Origin of the sequence: Shewanella sp. BJSY2023SW007 (assembly GCF_047314525.1) — a bacterium.
Taxonomy (GTDB): domain Bacteria; phylum Pseudomonadota; class Gammaproteobacteria; order Enterobacterales; family Shewanellaceae; genus Shewanella; species Shewanella chilikensis.
Map to the genome: position 1 here is coordinate 1 of NZ_JBKORL010000051.1, position 13,559 is coordinate 13,559.

Genomic DNA, 13,559 nt, shown 5'->3' on the forward strand with positions numbered 1-13,559 from the left:
GATTTTGCTAATGAAGCGATGTCGGGATGATTCATGATCTGGCAGCTGAAAAAGTGTTGGCTAATTAGATCACATAATTAAAGAGATTGGTATTACATAGAGCCGGCTTTGAAGTCTGAAAACGGCCGTAATAAGGCATTAGGTACGACAATAGCCGGCAGACTCGTTACGGTATTAGTTGAGTGTCGGCGCTGCTTTTTTATTGTGCAGCACTTCCAACATTCTATCTTCCAACTGGAAGCGGGTCTCCAGAGCGTGCACTAATTCGGCGAGATCTTTATCCAGCTGATAGAGTAGATCGTCGCTTTCCAGCTCGGAATATTTATCACTGAAGTCCAAGGCTTGATCTGTAGTCTCGACAATCTTGGGCAGTAATTGCTGTGCCAGTGCTTTGTGCGATTGTCCTTGTTCGTCACAGGCGTCGACGACCCTATTGAAGACTTCGAAATGACCTTCTGAAACGTAATCCACCAACAGATTACAGAAGCCGCGAACCTGATCGACGCAGGGCAGGGACTTGTCACGGTTTTCATAGGGGGCCAGTCCGGCTAATTTGCAGTAATAAACCAGTAACTTCCTGCGGTTATTCAACCATTGATCTACCAGAGCATTGGCTCCGCCCCATTTTTGCTCGGCCTGTTCAAGTTGTTTCAGCATGATCTTCTCATCCTTATCGCCGCACCTGTACCTAATTTAGGTGACAAGTTAACCAGTGATCAACTCTTTTCGACGTGTAAACGGTTTTTTTGCTCATGGACAAACCAGTTGTTTTGTATACAAAAACAACTCAAATGTTAAATTGTGTATCCGGATGTGGATCGGAAAATAAAAAGCCCAGCGGTAGAAACTACAGCTGGGCGAGGAAAGTTTTAACGGGCTCGATGTGACGAGCTTCTTGATTGTTCTTGCTAGCGCAGACTTTTTATACCAAAGGGTGGGAACCTGTGCAACTTTTTTCTGTCATAAGACGTTTGGCTGACGCCTGGATTTTTATACTTTTGTTGTAAAAATGTGAGCTGGCGCAATGGTGTCGCCGGGTTTCGCGGCGCATTAAGTCTGTGGTGATCGAATCGTCAGTATCTATTGTCAATTCGGTCATGAATTTGTCCATTGTAGTGGCCCAATAAAGCTTGGATGGGGTCAAACTCTTCTCTGGAATGGTATTTATCCATGCCTCTGGTCACATAAATACTCAGACACAGGTTACAATGCAGCCGCAAATGCTAAACTAGCGAACCAGCAGATCTCAATCGGAGTAGGAATAAGCCCAATGGCAGAATTAAAAAACGATCGTTATTTACGTGCGCTGCTCAAGCAACCTGTTGATGTTACACCAGTTTGGATGATGCGCCAGGCTGGCCGCTATCTGCCAGAATATCGCGCTACCCGCGCCGAAGCCGGTGACTTTATGGCGCTGTGCCGTAATGCCGAACTGGCTTGTGAAGTTACCTTGCAGCCGCTGCGTCGTTTTGAATTGGATGCGGCAATCCTGTTTTCCGATATTTTGACTGTGCCTGATGCCATGGGTTTGGGCCTGTATTTTGAAGCAGGTGAGGGTCCTCGCTTTGAGCGCCCAACCGATACCATTGAAGCCATCAAGAAACTGGCTATTCCGGATCCGGAAGATGAGCTCGGTTATGTGATGAAAGCCGTTAGCACCATTCGCCGCGAACTCAAGGGCGAAGTACCGCTGATTGGTTTCTCTGGTTCACCTTGGACACTGGCTACCTACATGGTTGAAGGCGGCTCCAGCAAGGCCTTCGAAAAGATCAAGCGGATGATGTATGCCGAGCCTGCAGCACTGCACATGTTACTTGACAAGCTGGCCGACTCAGTGACCCTTTATCTGAACGCCCAGATCGCCAACGGTGCACAAGCAGTGATGATCTTTGACTCTTGGGGTGGGGCGCTGTCTCATGCGGCCTATCGTGAATTCTCTCTGCGTTATATGCAGAAGATCATCGATGGTTTGAACCGTCATGCCGAAGGTCGTCAGGTTCCTGTGACCCTATTTACCAAGGGCGGTGGTCTGTGGCTTGAAGCCATGGCCGAGACAGGGTGTGATGCCCTGGGGCTGGATTGGACCATAGACATAGGCGATGCCCGTAAGCGTGTCGGTGACAAGGTTGCCCTGCAGGGCAATATGGATCCTTCGACTCTGTATGCATCACCTGAGCGTATTCATGAAGAAGTGGCGCAGATCCTGGCCAGCTATGGTCAAGGTACAGGTCATGTATTCAACTTGGGCCATGGTATCCACCAGCACGTGGATCCTGAGCATGCCGGTGCCTTCGTTAAGTCGGTACATGAGCTGTCTGCCCAGTATCACAAGTAAGTTAGTATTCGTTCAGCAAAAAGGCTCGCATTGCGGGCCTTTTTGCTGTTAAAGCAATAGCATATTGTCGGGCTTGCACCCTTGGATGCAATTAATGCGACTGAGTTGCAGTGTCTTAGGGGGGAAGAATAGCCTGGTTCTGCGGCGGACAGGAGCCCACGCAGAATTACCTGGAATACAGATTTAGCTCCTCACCAATGATATTTTCAATTTGACAAATTGTGCTCCAAAGCACGTATCTATCCCTTTTTTCCTGCGCCAAATCAACACAAGCCTGTAAGAGTCAAGGCAAGCTGGTGCAGTTTGTCGCGGGCAAAGGGCGGCAAACTGGCGATGATGCCAGTCAAGAGTTTTAACCGGCCATTAAATGAGGTATGTTGCCTGGCGGAGTTCGGCACTCTTGATATCCGATCACAATCAGCCGTGGTTTAAGATGCACATTGGCAAAAAAATAGGCGTGTTCATTCTGGGGTTCTGTATTCCGGCCCTGCTTGTGGTCGCCTACTGTTTGAATTTTTGGTTTGAATACAGTCTGGGTCAGTTCCGGCAGCAAACGCTGGAACATGAGTATGTCGGTATTGAACAACAGTTTACCCGAGAGTCCCGGCGTCTGCTGCAGCTGGCGCGTCTCTATGTCCCGATTCTCGAAATGCCGTCAGATTCATTGTTAGCCGGTTGGGTTGAGGGGTTACAGTCATCCAATATTAGTCTGTTTCATCTACATCAGGGCAAGGTAACGGCGCTGGCCAACGGCAAGACCCGAGTGCTTGAGCAAAAAATTCCTCCTGCCGATATGTTTGCTGCTTTGGATAAAGAAGCTTTTGGCGCTGCTGTAGTCAATGGCCAACCGCTGCAGATCGGCTTCTATCGCTTCGATGATGGCGAGGCTTTGATCGTCACTCGTTTGCTGACACCTGTGCATTTGCAGAATCTTGGGCAGGCCGATCTTATCCAATCAGTGGCCTTGGTTCCGCTGCGACAGCCTGTGAGTACAGGGCAGCATCTTAAGCTTTTCAGTCAAGTTCCGGTACCGACACTGTTGGGCGAGCCTTTTGTATTACAGATCAGACAACAGAGCGATGCCTTTGAACGTCTGGAGTGGCAGAGTTTACTTGTGGTGATGCTGCTGTTGCTCGGCGGCATGCTGATGGTCGCCATCGGTTATTTGTGGTTACGACGCGGCTTGCTGAAACCTTTCGACCGTTTGATGACAGAGCTGAAGGAGATAGATCCCAGCGCCAGACGCTATACCCATGTTAGTGGTTACGGCGGCGCTGAATTCAAGGTGTTGGCGGACAGGATCAACAACCTGTTGCTGCGGATATTTCAGCAAAATGAACGTTCCCGTATTACCCTTGAATCCATAGCCGAAGCGGTAATCCTCACCAACAATAAGGCCAAGGTTATCTACCTTAATCCGCAGGCGGAATCCCTATTGGGTCTACGTAGCCAACAGGCATTGGGGTGGACGCTGGATTCTCTGCTCAAGAGTGACGATCAACTGGACGAGGAGTTGCTCGCCTTTATGTCCAGTGGTAACCGACAGCCCGAGTACAGTAAGGTCACCCTGCAGATGCAGCAGCCGAGGATTATGGAGCGGGCGGTGAGCAATCTCTGTAACCACAAAGGCAAAGTGATAGGTGCGGTGACAGTTCTGCGGGATATTACCCAAGAAGAAACTCTCAAACAGCAACTCAGGTTGAAAGCCAGTGTCGATGGTATTACCGGGCTTTATAATCGTAGCGCCTTTGAGGAACGCTTGCCGGGCTATGCCGAAGGAGCCGACACTCTGGCGCTTTGCTATTTGGATTTGGAGCAGTTCAAACTTATCAATGATAACTGTGGCCATGACGCCGGCGATCAGATGTTGGTGATGGTTGCCAGAGCTATAGAATCTTGCTTGCAGGGCGACGAAATGTTGGCCAGACTCGGCGGTGATGAGTTTGGCTTGGCTGTCCGTAATCGCAGTGCTCTTGAAGTCGCCAAGCTTTTGAAGAAGTTGGTGAAGCAAGTTTGCTTGCAGGTATTGCCTTGCGGCGGTGCTCATTACCGGGTGGGTGTCAGCAGTGGTGTGGCCTTCCATCGAGGCCCTTGCATGGCCCCGGCCGAACTGCTCAAGGATGCCGATATCGCTTGTTTGGCGGCCAAGCGCAAGGGCAGTAATCAAATTCACTTCTTTGATGATCGCAACAAAGAGCTGGCTAATGAGCGCAATGCCCCCAAGTGGGCTGTGCGTATTGCCAGAGCCATAGAAGACAAAGAGCTATTACTTTATTTTCAACCAATTCAAGGGCTCAATGGCTGTTGTCGCCGTCAAAGGTTGGAAATCTTGCTGCGGATCCGCGACAACAGTGGCCGTATCTTGCCACCGGCACAGTTTATTGCGGCGGCAGAGCGCTTTAAGTTGATGCCGGAAGTCGATAGGGAAGTTATCCGTAAAGCCTTTCTGTGGCTTTCCGAGCATTCACAGCTCTGGTCTGAGCTTTGTGTTTCCATCAATCTTTCCGGAAACAGTCTGGGGAGCGAGGGCATGCTGGACTATATCGCCGAGATGCAGGGGCGTTATGGTATTCCCAGCTCCTGTGTCTGCTTTGAGATTACAGAAACCAGTGCTATCCAGAACCGAACCCGGGCGATGGAAATGCTCAACCAATTGCGCCGCTTGGGATTTGCCTTCGCGCTGGATGATTTTGGCAGTGGCTTTGCTTCTTACGGTTACTTGCGGGAACTGCCAGTGGATTATGTCAAGATAGATGGTTGTTTCGTCCGTCATTTGGCCAGCAATGCCAAAGACTATGCGATAGTTAAATCCATTCATGATGTGTGCCGGGTCATGGGGATAGAAACTGTCGCCGAGTTTGTCGAAAACCAGGAAATTGTGGACAAGCTGTTGGAGATAGGGGTTGATTATGCTCAGGGTTACGCCATAGGGCGCCCCAAACCTCTGGAGCAATTTTATCAGTGGCAGAAGGCTCATGAGCAGCAGTTGCAGGGATTGCACTTGCAACAGGAGTATGCGAGCTTAGCCTGATAACTTCGACTGACAATGGATTGTAGATGGAAGGACTCGCTAATAAGGTCATAGTGATTACCGGTGCCTCGGAAGGTATTGGACGGGCGTTGACGCTGGCTTTGGCACCACTCGGCGGGCAGCTGGTGCTCAGTGCCCGCAATGAACACAGGTTGCGTACCCTGGCGATGGAGGTTGAGTCGGTCGGCGGTGCGTCGCTGGTAGTCTGTGGTGATGTCGGGCGACAACAGGACTGTGAAGCCTTGATAGCCACGGTAATCGAGCGTTTTGGTCGGCTGGATATATTGATTAATAATGCCGGCATGACCATGTGGAGCCGCTTCGATGAACTCAAGCAACTGGATATTCTCGAACAGCTGATGCGGGTCAATTATTTGGGACCTGCCTGGCTGACCCATGCGGCGCTGCCGCATTTGAAGGCTTCTCAAGGACAAGTGGTAGTGGTGGCTTCCGTGGCCGGTTTGACCGGGGTGCCAACCCGCAGTGGTTATGCCGCTTCCAAACATGCAGTAGTGGGGTTCTTTGATTCTCTGCGAATCGAATTGGCCGAGGATGGTATTGCAGTGACAGTGATCTGCCCTGACTTTGTGGTCTCCGAGATCCATCGGCGGGCGCTGGATGGTGAGGGTAAGCCACTCGGAACTTCTCCCATGGCAGAAAGCAAGATTATGACTGCTGAAGAATGCGTACAGATGATGTTGCCGGTCATAGCCGGGCGGGGGCGAATGTTGATCACCTCCTGGCGTGGTCGTCTGGGACGTTTTGTTCGCCTTATCGCTCCAGCATGGGTGGATAATCTTGCCCGCAAGGCTATAGCGTCCGGGCACTAGCCCAAGAATAGATAAGCCTCCGCGAGGGAGACTTATCTAGGTTATTTTAGAGATTACTTTTTGTCGTTGAGGTGTTGGACTATGGTGGCCTTAGCCTCTTCATGGCTGGCCTTGGCAGCTTTGGTTTGAATATGGGCTGTGGCTTTGTGGCCGGTTAAATCCTCGGCGATATGCAGCCAATCCGGATGCCAGTAAAACTGGCTGCCTTCCAGGGTCGACCAGTTGTGTACCCCATGAGTTTCACCGTTATATACCAAGTCTTTGATTGAATATCCCATAGTCAGTCTCTCCAAGTTGGAATGGTATTATCATGCGGCCGTTGCGGCCGCATGAGTGTGACAAAGATCTCGTTTTAGGTGCGGAAGCGGCTGATCAAATGCGCCAGATTGTGGGCCAACTGACTCAGCTCCTGGCTGGATTGGGATACCTGTCCTGTTCCCATGGACACTCTGGAGGCGGCATCACTGATATTGGTGATATTGACCCCCAACTCGCCGGTAACCGCTGTTTGTTGTTCGGTGGCACTGGCCACCTGAATCGCCATATCATTGATAATACTGATGGCGGCACTAATTCTTTCAATTGCATCACTGGCCTCATTGGCGCAGCGGACACTGCCTTGCATACGTTCACGGCTCTTTTGCATCACTTCATTGGCATGTTGAGCCCTTTGTTGCAGCTGCTCTATGGTGCCTTTGATTTCCAGCGCTGAGCTTTGGGTGCGGCTGGCGAGGGTGCGTACTTCATCGGCCACTACGGCAAAGCCTCTGCCGGCTTCACCGGCCCTGGCGGCTTCGATGGCGGCGTTGAGGGCCAACAGGTTGGTCTGGTCGGTTATCTGGGCGATCACTTCCAGCACCATGGCAATGGAGTCTGAATCTTTCTGCAATTGATTTATCACTTCGCTGGCGGCGGTGATTTCTGCATCTGAGCTTTGAATGGTATCCAGAGTTTGCATTACCACTTGCTGGCCTTCCGTGGTGGCTTGCACCCCTTGGTTGGCCTGATCAGCCGTTTGCGTGGTGTTGCGGGAGATATCGGCAATTGAGCTCTGCAGCTCTGTCATAGCGGTGGCTACCTGATCGACCTCAGAGCGCTGCTGTTGCATCTCCTCGGCAGATTCGGCGGCGACCGCAGTCATCTCCTCCACAGCCGCAGCCAGTTGTACCGAGGCGGCGCCTATCTGGGAGATCATTTCATGCAATGTGGTACGCATCTGCCCCAGAGTTTCTGCCAAGTGTTTGAATTCACTGCCGCTGAATTTCTCCATCGGGATGGCGCTGGCGAGATCGCCCGAAGCGATTTTTTCCAGCACTTGCGTGGTGGCGCCAAGGGGAATAAAAATTCGTCGCAGCAGGAACCAGCCGGCTCCCAATGCCAGGGTCACAAAGAGACAGAAGACGATGACCAGACTGCTGCTGAGGGATTGAATCGCTTGTTCACTGGCGCTTCTGGCAGAGCTGACCTTATTGGTTTCCAGCTCCATCAAGGCCTTGAGCTCGGTCTCGACATTGTTGTAAATATGCCAGGATTCCATGGAGGTCAGCATGTTGGCGGTGTTTTCCGCAAGGTCGCTGCTGTCTTGATTCAAAAACTGCTTATGCAGTCCCATAAAGGCCAGCAGCGGCGCATCCAGCTTGTGCAGCTGCACCAGGGTATCTTGTCCGGCGCCCTGTTTCAGTTGCTGTAATGCCGAGTTGATCGCCAGGGTCTGATCTTGCAGGTACTGACGTGACTCCTCACTCATGGGAGCATTCAGTACCCGTCTCAAGCTGTAACCCAGCTGTTCCCGTCTGAGGCCGGATACCAGTTGCAGTAAAGAGGCGGCCTGATCATTGCTGTGGTACTCCCGTTCCAGCAGGCTTATTTGGCTTTTCACCTCCTCTAGGTGATAGCCAATGGTGCCCAATGACAGACAAAACAGTGCTAAAAGCGCAGCAAACAAGGTGATTAACAACTTGCGCAAAGATAGATTGGAAAAGATGGCTTGGTTCAAAACCCGGCTCCCAAACAAATGCATGAAAAATATAGTGAATGTTTCAAGATCCTAGGTCTTTGTTCTGTTGTAAACTGTGAGTTGTGGCAATTTAATAGGTAAATTTTTTAACTTTTAATATTTTTGATTGTTTATATTGTTAAGTCATTATTTAGTAATGATTTAATATGAGCATTTGATGCAGTATTTTGTTTTGGAAAAAGAAGGGGAAATACCGATGAAGCCGACTCTGTTTTGCCCTCTTCCCTTGAGTCCAGTTCTATCAGTAGCCTGCTAAGGCGCGTAGGAGCTATGGGTCTTTCCTGCTATAATGCGCGCTCGTTTTTGTGGAGGCGCGAATGGACGTATCTTCTTTATTGGATGGCCTGAATGACAAGCAGCGTGAGGCGGTAGCCGCACCTCAATCGAGCATGCTGGTGCTCGCCGGAGCCGGTAGCGGCAAGACCCGGGTACTGACTCACAGGATTGCCTGGCTGCTGCAGGTGGAAAACCAGAGCCCATACTCCATTATGGCGGTGACCTTTACCAATAAGGCGGCCGCCGAGATGCGGGAGCGGGTGGAGAAGATAGTCGGCAACCATATGGGCCGCATGTGGATCGGTACCTTCCATGGTCTGGCCCATCGTCTGCTGCGTACTCACTGGCAGGATGCTGGCCTGCCGCAGAATTTTCAGATCCTTGACTCGGATGATCAGCTCCGCTTGCTCAAGCGTATCCTCAAGAGCCTGAATCTGGATGAGAAGCAGTATCCGCCGCGGATGGTGGCCAGTTATATTAATGGTAAGAAGGATGAAGGATTACGCCCGAAGCATCTTGATGGTGGGATTTTCCCCATGGAACAGAAGCTGATTCAAATCTATCAGGTGTATCAGGAATCCTGTGATCGTGCCGGTCTGGTGGATTTTGCCGAGATACTCTTGCGGGCTCACGAGCTGTTTCTCAACAAGGAACATATTCTGGCCCACTATCAGGATAGATTCCGCAATATTCTGGTGGATGAGTTTCAGGACACCAACGCCATTCAATATGCCTGGATCAGAGTGCTGGCGGGCAAGAGCGCCAATGTGATGATAGTGGGTGACGATGACCAGTCCATCTATGGCTGGCGCGGTGCCCAAGTGGAAAACCTGCACAAGTTTTTACAGGACTTCCCCAATGCCGAAACTATTCGCCTGGAGCAAAACTACCGCTCCAGCGGCAATATTCTCAAGGCCTCCAACGAACTTATCGCCAACAACCCGGATCGGCTGGGTAAACAGCTGTGGACCGAAGATGTCGATGGTGAGCCTATTTCAGTTTACTGTGCCTTCAATGAGATGGATGAAGCCCGCTTCATCATAGGCCGCATTGGCGACTGGCAGGACAAGGGCGGCAGTCTCAGTGACTGCGCCATCCTCTATCGCAGTAATGCTCAATCACGGGTATTGGAAGAGGCCTTGCTGCACAAGGGGCTGGCTTATCGGATCTATGGCGGCTTGCGCTTCTTCGAGCGTCAGGAGATCAAGGATGCCATGGGATACCTGCGTCTGATTGCCAACCGCGACGATGACGCCGCCTTCGAGCGGGTGGTCAACACTCCCGCCAGGGGGATAGGCGATCGCACCCTGGATATTCTCAGAACCACGGCTCGGCAGCAGCAATTGACCCTGTGGCAGGCCTGCGTCCGTCTATTGGAAGAGAAGGTCTTGGCCGGTCGCGCCGCCAATGCGGTGCGCAGCTTTATGGACCTGATAGTGCAGCTGCGCAACGACACCGAAGAGCTGCCCCTCTATCGCCAGGCGGATATAGTGATCCAGAACTCCGGGCTCAAGGCCATGTATGAGCAGGAAAAGGGCGAAAAGGCTCAGGCCAGAGTGGAAAACCTTGAGGAACTGGTCACCGCGGCGCGCACCTTCGAAGTGCCGGAAGAGCTGGTGGACATGGGTGAGTTGAATGCCTTCCTGTCCCATGCTGCGCTGGAGGCGGGAGAAGGCCAGGCCGATGCCCACACAGATGCGGTGCAGTTGATGACGCTGCACTCGGCCAAGGGGCTGGAGTTCCCGCTGGTGTTTATGGCCGGTGTCGAAGAAGGGCTGTTTCCCAGCCAGTTGTCGCTGGAAGAGGGCGATCGTTTGGAAGAAGAGCGGCGCCTGTGTTACGTGGGCATGACCCGCGCCATGCAGCAGCTGTATATCACCTATGCCGAGTCGCGCCGCATCTATGGCCGTGAAAACTACTCGCGGCCGTCGCGCTTTATCAAGGAGATCCCGCCTCAGTATCTGCAGGAGATCCGTCTCAAGGCGCAGGTGGCCACCCCCATGGCCAATAACAGGTTTAGCAAGTCGCAAAGCAGCTTCAACGATACGGGCTTCAATGTCGGCCAACGGGTGCTGCATCCCAAATTCGGTGAGGGGATAGTGACCAATTTTGAAGGCCAGGGCGCACAGGCCAGGGTGCAGGTGAATTTCGATGACTTCGGCAGTAAGTGGTTGGTGGTGGCCTACGCCAAGTTAACCGCTTGCTGACAGCCCTGATAGGAAAATTCGCGTTTTGCGGTGTCAATCACACTGTCGCTGAGTCATAATGCTTGGCAAATTTAAGGCTGTGATGTGTTGGAGAGCCTACCGATGAACTTGAGGGAAAAAATTGATGTCTATGCCCGTCTGTCGCGTCTGGACAGACCCATAGGAACTTTTCTGCTGCTGTGGCCCTGTTTAATGGCGCTGTGGCTGGCGGCCGGAGGTTTACCGGATCTCAAGGTGTTGATCATCTTTATCATAGGTGTGTTTGTGATGCGCGCCTGCGGCTGCATTATCAATGACTATGCCGACCGTGAGTTAGACACCTATGTCGAGCGCACCAAGGCCAGACCCTTGGCCAGTGGCGAGGTAACGGTCAAAGAAGCACTGGGCTTGTTTGTGGTCATGGGGCTGTTTGCCTTTGGCTTGGTGCTGCTGCTCAACCCACTGGTGGTGAAGCTCTCTCTTGTCGGCATGCTGCTGACCATTATCTATCCCTTCACCAAACGCTACACCAATATGCCGCAAATGTTCCTCGGCACGGTTTGGAGTTGGTCGATCCCCATGGCTTATGCTGCCCAGACAGGTGAAGTGCCTGTCGAAGCCTGGTGGCTGTTTGCCGCCAACTGGTTCTGGACTGTGGCCTACGACACTATGTATGCCATGGTGGACAGGGACGATGATCTCAAGGTGGGGATCAAGTCCACCGCCATTCTGTTCGGCCGTTACGACAGGCAGATCATCGGCCTGTTTCAGCTGGCGGCGCTGGCCTGCTTTATGACTGCCGGTTATGTGGCCGAGCGAGGTACCCTCTATCTGGTTGGGCTGCTGGCCTTTATCGGCTTTGGGCTTTATCAGCAGAGGCTGATTTACGACAGGCAGCGGGCTCCCTGCTTCAAGGCATTTCTCAACAATAACTGGGCAGGTATGGTCTTGTTTGTCGCCTTGGGGATGGATTACCTGCTCTGAATGACACTGAGTTTGACTGTCAACGCCGCGATTCTCGCGGCGTTTTTGCTGGCGTAAACAACCGCTAACCGTTAGTCTGAACAGCCGGATGATTGGACCAAGCAGCGGGAATAGCGCCGCTGAGGACTGAAGCAAGAAGGAGTCTTGGTATGTTGATAGAACAACTCTTTGGTATTGAATTGCCGCTGATTCAAGCCCCCATGGCCGGCGCACAGGGCGTGCCGTTGGCATTGGCGGTCGCTTCTGCCGGTGCGCTCGGCTCCATTCCCTGCGCCATGTTATCCCATGACAAACTCAAGCAAGCCATTGAGAGTTTTAGGCGCCAGAGTGACCGGCCGGTAAATCTCAACTTCTTCTGCCATAAGCCGCCCGAGGAACAAGCCGAGCGTTTGCGTACCTGGCGGCAGCAACTGGCGCCCTATTACCGTGAATTCGAGGTCGAAGAGCTCGGCGGTGGTGCCGAGCGGCGTCCCTTCGATGCCGATGTTGCCGCGGTTATAGAACCCTTTCGCCCCGAAGTGGTGAGTTTTCATTTCGGGCTTCCCTCCACCGAGTTGATGCTCAGGGTCAAGAGCTGGGGCACCAAGGTGATCGCCTCGGCAACCAGCGTCGCTGAGGCCAAGTGGCTCGAATCCAGAGGCGTGGATGCCATCATAGCCCAGGGCCTGGAAGCCGGTGGTCACAGAGGCCATTTCCTCAGTGATGATTTGACCGAGCACAGCGGTACCTTCGCCCTGTTACCGCGCCTGGTACAAGCGGTGAAGGTGCCCGTGATTGCTGCCGGTGGTATTGCCGACGCCGCCGGAGTGCAGGCGGCCATGGCTTTGGGAGCGGCCGGGGTGCAGGTGGGCACGGCCTATCTCTTGTGCCCGGAGGCCGAGATCAGTGAACTGCATCGCCAAGCGCTGAAAGATCCGCAAATGAATCGCCATACGGCACTGACCAATCTCTATAGTGGCCGTCCGGCCAGAGGCATAATGACCCGTTTGATGCGTGAGTTGGGGCCTTTGGGGCAAGCGCCGGATTTCCCCTTGGCGGCCAATGCCATTGCGCCGCTGCGCGCCGCGGCAGAAGCACGCGACTGCAGTGATTTCAGCCCGCTCTGGTGTGGTCAGAATCCGGAGGGATGTCGGGAAATTCCCGCCGCCGATTTGACCCGTGAGTTGATGGCAGCCTTTATTGAGTCGTGAGCTTTTTCTGGTCTGTGGTGTGTAACTAGTTGTATCATTGCGAATTAGTCACTCCTGCAACCGGCAGAGTGATCCTATCTTTAGATGGACTGCAATCAAAGCTTTGACTGCGGCGTAGAGCCGCAATAGGGAGATCTAGATGAAAAAATCACTTGCTCTGGCGCTGCTGGCCCTGATGGTCAGTGCCAACGCCACAGCCCGCGACACCATAGCCCAGTATCCGGTGCAGGAACTGCTGCAGACCGAGAAGGCCAAAGAAGCCCTTTACGATGTGCCACTGTATTTTGCCACTCAGGTTCACCCGGAGATCAGCAAGAGCTATGGCGAGGTGATCACCAATAAAAAGACCAATGCCTTTGGCAAGTCGGATCGCGAAGCCTGTGAGTGGGTGATGTTGAGTGCGCTAAAGGCGTTGCAGGAGCGCGCCGAGCGTGAGGGGATGGACGCTGTGGTCAATATCCAGTCCTATTACAAGAAGCGTGAGTTTGTCAGCGAGACCGAATATGAGTGCGGCGCCGGGGCTATCATGGCCGGGGTGGCGCTGAAAGGGACCTTGGTGAAGTTCTAACGGTGAAGCACTCACTGCTTTCATCGCTGAAAAAGCAGACCTGGGGTCTAATGCCGATCAGTTAAGACAGATCGCTTGACGATCTCACTGAAAGGATCAAAATCCGATGACCCCATGTCATCGGATTTTTTTATGCAACTTT

Annotated in this window: 10 protein-coding genes; 7 read left to right on the top strand and 3 right to left on the bottom strand. The window is 52.6% G+C overall.

Going from position 1 to position 13,559, the window contains the following annotated elements; genetic code table 11:
• Positions 1–174: 174 nt before the first annotated feature.
• Complete coding sequence (rsd, locus tag ACMHXE_RS08285) at positions 175–657, bottom strand: sigma D regulator (RefSeq protein ID WP_101057096.1); 483 nt, start codon at positions 655–657, stop codon at positions 175–177.
• A gap of 613 nt (positions 658–1,270) precedes the next feature.
• Here rsd and hemE point away from each other — a divergent pair.
• From hemE to ACMHXE_RS08300, 3 genes are all read left to right on the top strand, one after another.
• Positions 1,271–2,335: a uroporphyrinogen decarboxylase gene (hemE, locus tag ACMHXE_RS08290; RefSeq protein WP_101057098.1), complete on the top strand. Its 1,065-nt coding sequence runs from the start codon at positions 1,271–1,273 to the stop codon at positions 2,333–2,335.
• A 433-nt stretch (positions 2,336–2,768) separates the two neighbouring features.
• Positions 2,769–5,366: a putative bifunctional diguanylate cyclase/phosphodiesterase gene (locus ACMHXE_RS08295; protein ID WP_412495866.1), complete on the top strand. Its 2,598-nt coding sequence runs from the start codon at positions 2,769–2,771 to the stop codon at positions 5,364–5,366.
• 26 nt (positions 5,367–5,392) lie between these two features.
• Positions 5,393–6,196: an SDR family oxidoreductase gene (locus tag ACMHXE_RS08300; protein ID WP_101057100.1), complete on the top strand. Its 804-nt coding sequence runs from the start codon at positions 5,393–5,395 to the stop codon at positions 6,194–6,196.
• Between the two features lie 53 nt (positions 6,197–6,249).
• On the opposite strand, the gene ACMHXE_RS08305 is transcribed toward ACMHXE_RS08300, so the two are convergent.
• Positions 6,250–6,474, bottom strand: coding sequence for a hypothetical protein (locus ACMHXE_RS08305; RefSeq protein WP_101057102.1), 225 nt, complete (start codon positions 6,472–6,474; stop codon positions 6,250–6,252).
• 74 nt (positions 6,475–6,548) lie between these two features.
• Complete coding sequence (locus ACMHXE_RS08310) at positions 6,549–8,192, bottom strand: methyl-accepting chemotaxis protein (protein ID WP_226564610.1); 1,644 nt, start codon at positions 8,190–8,192, stop codon at positions 6,549–6,551.
• A gap of 338 nt (positions 8,193–8,530) precedes the next feature.
• Here ACMHXE_RS08310 and uvrD point away from each other — a divergent pair, with 338 nt between their 5' ends.
• The 4 genes from uvrD (at position 8,531) to ACMHXE_RS08330 (ending at position 13,417) form a co-directional block, all read left to right on the top strand.
• Complete coding sequence (gene uvrD, locus ACMHXE_RS08315; protein WP_101057106.1) at positions 8,531–10,696, top strand: DNA helicase II; 2,166 nt, start codon at positions 8,531–8,533, stop codon at positions 10,694–10,696.
• A gap of 102 nt (positions 10,697–10,798) precedes the next feature.
• Positions 10,799–11,659, top strand: a complete 861-nt coding sequence (gene ubiA, locus ACMHXE_RS08320; protein ID WP_101057108.1) for a 4-hydroxybenzoate octaprenyltransferase — start codon at positions 10,799–10,801, stop codon at positions 11,657–11,659.
• 149 nt (positions 11,660–11,808) lie between these two features.
• On the top strand, positions 11,809–12,849 hold the full coding sequence (locus ACMHXE_RS08325; RefSeq protein WP_248952859.1) for an NAD(P)H-dependent flavin oxidoreductase: 1,041 nt from the start codon (positions 11,809–11,811) through the stop codon (positions 12,847–12,849).
• 139 nt (positions 12,850–12,988) lie between these two features.
• On the top strand, positions 12,989–13,417 hold the full coding sequence (locus ACMHXE_RS08330) for an excinuclease ABC subunit A (RefSeq protein ID WP_101057112.1): 429 nt from the start codon (positions 12,989–12,991) through the stop codon (positions 13,415–13,417).
• Positions 13,418–13,559: the final 142 nt, after the last annotated feature.

Excerpts from the sequence above, each read along its gene's own strand:
- uvrD (WP_101057106.1), top strand. The coding sequence starts at position 8,531 with ATGGACGTATCTTCTTTATTGGATGGCCTGAATGACAAGCAGCGTGAG.
- ACMHXE_RS08330 (WP_101057112.1), top strand. The coding sequence starts at position 12,989 with ATGAAAAAATCACTTGCTCTGGCGCTGCTGGCCCTGATGGTCAGTGCC.
- ubiA (WP_101057108.1), top strand. The coding sequence starts at position 10,799 with ATGAACTTGAGGGAAAAAATTGATGTCTATGCCCGTCTGTCGCGTCTG.
- rsd (WP_101057096.1), bottom strand. The coding sequence starts at position 657 with ATGCTGAAACAACTTGAACAGGCCGAGCAAAAATGGGGCGGAGCCAAT.
- ACMHXE_RS08305 (WP_101057102.1), bottom strand. The coding sequence starts at position 6,474 with ATGGGATATTCAATCAAAGACTTGGTATATAACGGTGAAACTCATGGG.
- ACMHXE_RS08295 (WP_412495866.1), top strand. The coding sequence starts at position 2,769 with ATGCACATTGGCAAAAAAATAGGCGTGTTCATTCTGGGGTTCTGTATT.
- hemE (WP_101057098.1), top strand. The coding sequence starts at position 1,271 with ATGGCAGAATTAAAAAACGATCGTTATTTACGTGCGCTGCTCAAGCAA.
- ACMHXE_RS08300 (WP_101057100.1), top strand. The coding sequence starts at position 5,393 with ATGGAAGGACTCGCTAATAAGGTCATAGTGATTACCGGTGCCTCGGAA.
- ACMHXE_RS08325 (WP_248952859.1), top strand. The coding sequence starts at position 11,809 with ATGTTGATAGAACAACTCTTTGGTATTGAATTGCCGCTGATTCAAGCC.